2 protein-coding genes and 1 pseudogene are annotated in these 3310 nt (G+C 64.1%); all 3 read left to right on the forward strand.

The features are described from left to right. Window positions 1–1640: leucine--tRNA ligase (locus EN993_RS33300; protein ID WP_127265999.1), on the forward strand; the 1640-nt coding region annotated here is incomplete at its 5' end. Next, window positions 1627–2208, forward strand: a complete 582-nt coding sequence (gene lptE / locus EN993_RS33305; protein WP_127266000.1) for an LPS assembly lipoprotein LptE — start codon at window positions 1627–1629, stop codon at window positions 2206–2208. The genes EN993_RS33300 and lptE, both read left to right, overlap by 14 nt. A 332-nt stretch (window positions 2209–2540) precedes the next feature. Beyond that, window positions 2541–3310, forward strand: a pseudogene (locus EN993_RS33310) (DNA translocase FtsK); the annotation flags it as partial.

Raw genomic sequence — 3310 nt, forward strand, 5'->3', positions numbered from 1 at the left:
ACTTCGTGCTGATGGAATACGGCACCGGCGCCATCTTCGGCTGCCCGTCGGGCGACCAGCGCGACCTCGACTTCGCCAACAAATACGGCCTGCCGGTGATTCCAGTGGTGATGCCGGAGGGCGAGAATCCGGCGAGCTTCCAGATCATCGATGAAGCCTATGTCGACGACGGCGTGATGATCAATTCGCGCTTTCTCGACGGCATGAAGCCGGATCAGGCTTTCGACGAGGTGGCGAAACTGCTGGAGCAGAAGACCATCGGCAACCGGCCGATGGCCGAGCGCAAGGTGAATTTCCGCCTGCGCGACTGGGGCATTTCGCGCCAGCGCTACTGGGGCTGCCCGATCCCGATGATCCATTGCGAGGATTGCGGCGTGGTGTCGGTGCCGAAGGCCGACCTGCCGGTCAAGCTGCCCGACGATGTCGATTTCGACCGGCCGGGCAATCCGCTCGACCGGCATCCGACATGGCGGCATGTGAAATGCCCGCAATGCGGTGGGGATGCGCGGCGCGAAACCGACACGATGGACACGTTCGTCGATTCGTCCTGGTACTTTGCCCGTTTCACGGCACCGTGGGCGCATGAACCGACCGATCCCAAGGCGGCGAATGAATGGCTGCCGGTCGACCAGTATATTGGCGGCATCGAGCATGCGATCCTGCACCTGCTCTATTCGCGCTTCTTCACCCGCGCCATGCGTGAGACCGGCCATGTCGATCTGGCCGAGCCGTTCAAGGGCCTGTTTACGCAAGGCATGGTGGTGCACGAAACCTATCGCGTCGGCTCGGCGTCGAATGGCCGCTGGCTGGCGCCCACCGAGGTGCGGCTGGAGGATGTCGACGGCAAGCGCAGCGCCATCGACATCGCCACCGGCGAGACCGTCACCATCGGCCCGCTGGAAAAGATGTCGAAGTCGAAGAAGAACACGGTGAGCCCGGAAGACATCACCGATGGCTACGGCGCGGATACGGCGCGCTGGTTCATGCTGTCGGATTCGCCGCCCGAGCGCGATGTCGAATGGACCGACGATGGCGCTGCCGGCGCGCATCGCTTCATCCAGCGCATCTGGCGTCTGGTGTCGACGGCAGCTGAAACACTGGCCGGCATCAAGCCCGGGGCGGCTGGCAGCGGCGAGGCCGCAGTGGTTTCCAAGGCCGCGCACAAGATCCTGAAGGCGGTCGGTGAGGATATCGAGAAGCTCGCTTTCAACCGCGCCATCGCCCGCATGTACGAACTGGCCAACGCGCTGACCACGCCGCTTAATGAAGTGGCCGAAGGCAAGGCCGATGCAGCGCTGAAAGGTGCCTGCCGGCAGGCGGTGGAGATTCTCGTGCATCTGATCGCGCCGGTCATGCCGCATCTGGCCGAGGAGTGCTGGGAAACGCTCGGCGGCGCCGATCTGGTCGCCGAACGGCCGTGGCCGGTCTTCGATCCGGCGCTGGTCGTCGACAACGAAGTCACCTATCCGGTACAGGTCAACGGCAAGAAGCGGGGGGATTTGACAATTGCCCGCGACGCGGACCAAGGTGCGGTCGAAAAAGCGGTATTGGCTCTCGACTTCGTGCAGAAAGCACTCGAAGGTAAGGCTCCGCGCAAGGTGATCATCGTGCCGCAGAGGATCGTCAATGTCGTTGCCTGAGCCGGAAAAGACAGAGCTGAGCCGTTTGCTGCGTCGCATCGCGCTTGCCGGCCTGGTCGGCTCGCTCGTGCTTGTCTCGGCCTGCACGGTGCGGCCGCTCTATTCGAGTGCGCCGCTGTCGGGGTCGCAGGCCAGCGCCAGTGCCGAACTGGCGTCGATCGGCATCAAGCCGGTCGGCTCGCGTTCCGGCCAACAGGTGCGCAACAATTTGATTTTCGGGTTTGGACGGGGCGCCGGCGAACCGGCCTCGCCGGCCTATTCGCTCAATCTCGGCGTGAGCGAAGCCGTCGAGTCCGCGGCACTCGTGCAGGTCGGAACCGACCAGGACGAGCCGACCGCCGGTTCCGTGACGCTGACCGGCACCTATACGCTGGCCGACGTGAAGACCGGTGCGGTGATCGCATCCGGCAAGCGTTCGATCACCTCGTCCTTCGACAGGCCGCGACAGGAGTTCGCGGCATACCGGGCGCAGATCGACGCCGAGAATCGCGCCGCGCGCGAGCTTGCGGAAGCGCTGCAACTGTCCATTGCCCAGGATCTGGTCAGGCACAGCAAGACGGCTGGCTAGCGCTGCTCATCGGTCTAGCGCCCCAAGCATGACGGGATGATCGTGAGATCACGATCAGGTTCCGAATTGAGATCGTCCGGCATCGCCGCAAAGATACACCATCAGACTCCTCCATGGCACAGCGAGCAGATCGCGCCACCGGCGTGTGCGCTGTGAGACGACGATCGTGCCGCGTCGCTCGCAGAGGCTGTCACGACGATTTTGCTGCCCAAGGATCGTTGGCGATCCATCCGGGAAGCAACTGTTAACCACTCGCTCCCTATTGCTCGGCAGACATTTCAGAGTGAGTCTTGAGAATGGAAGCCAGGCGTTTTTCACGGGTCAATTTGTTGATGGCAGCATCGCCCGATGATCCCGAGGGGAAGCGTTTCGACGGCATCAGCGACAAGGGCGGTCAGCGAATTTCAGCAGCGACAGGCGCTCTCGATCGTCCGGCGCACAAGGGACTGGATGGCCGGCAGCCCGGTACACACCAGGCTGGTTATTCCGCGCCGGTTGTCGATCTCGGCGGCAACAAGCGGCTCTATATGGAGCCCAGGGGTAGCTCGGAGGCGAGCAACGCGCCCTCGAAAGTCGGCGATATCGAAAGCCCTGCCTGGCAAGAATACTTCTTCCTCGCACCCAACGTGCGTTTCACCCGCACGCCCGACTATGAGGCCAAGAAGCATCGTCCGCAGGACGAGCGTGTTGTCGAGCAAGGCGATGCGGACGCGCTCCCGACGCAGCAAGCCGTCGCGCAACCCATGGTCGACGAGGCGTCCGCCGCGCCCTCGCTCCTGGCATTGCCGGCATCGGTGAAAAGCCCCGCCTCCCAGCCGCTGACCGGCCGCGGAGCCGCCACGCAAAGGCCGTCACCGCCGGCTGCGGCTTTCGTTCCCTCGGGGGGTGCCAGAGAGAAGGTGCCAGTCGTTACGCCAGCGCCGCCGAGGACGGCCACAACGGGACGAGCAACCGCGCGCACGGTTGCCGCTGCGGGCGCCCAGATCAGACCGGCTGCTCCCGAAAAGCTGCGCTGGCCCTATCTTTCGGATCACGCCTTCTTCGAGGCCATGGCGCCCTATCTGGTCGATGTTTCGTCCCAGGCCCGGCAGGCCAACCCGCC

Origin of the sequence: Mesorhizobium sp. M7D.F.Ca.US.004.01.2.1 (assembly GCF_003997785.1) — a bacterium.
Taxonomy (GTDB): Bacteria; Pseudomonadota; Alphaproteobacteria; order Rhizobiales; family Rhizobiaceae; genus Mesorhizobium; species Mesorhizobium loti.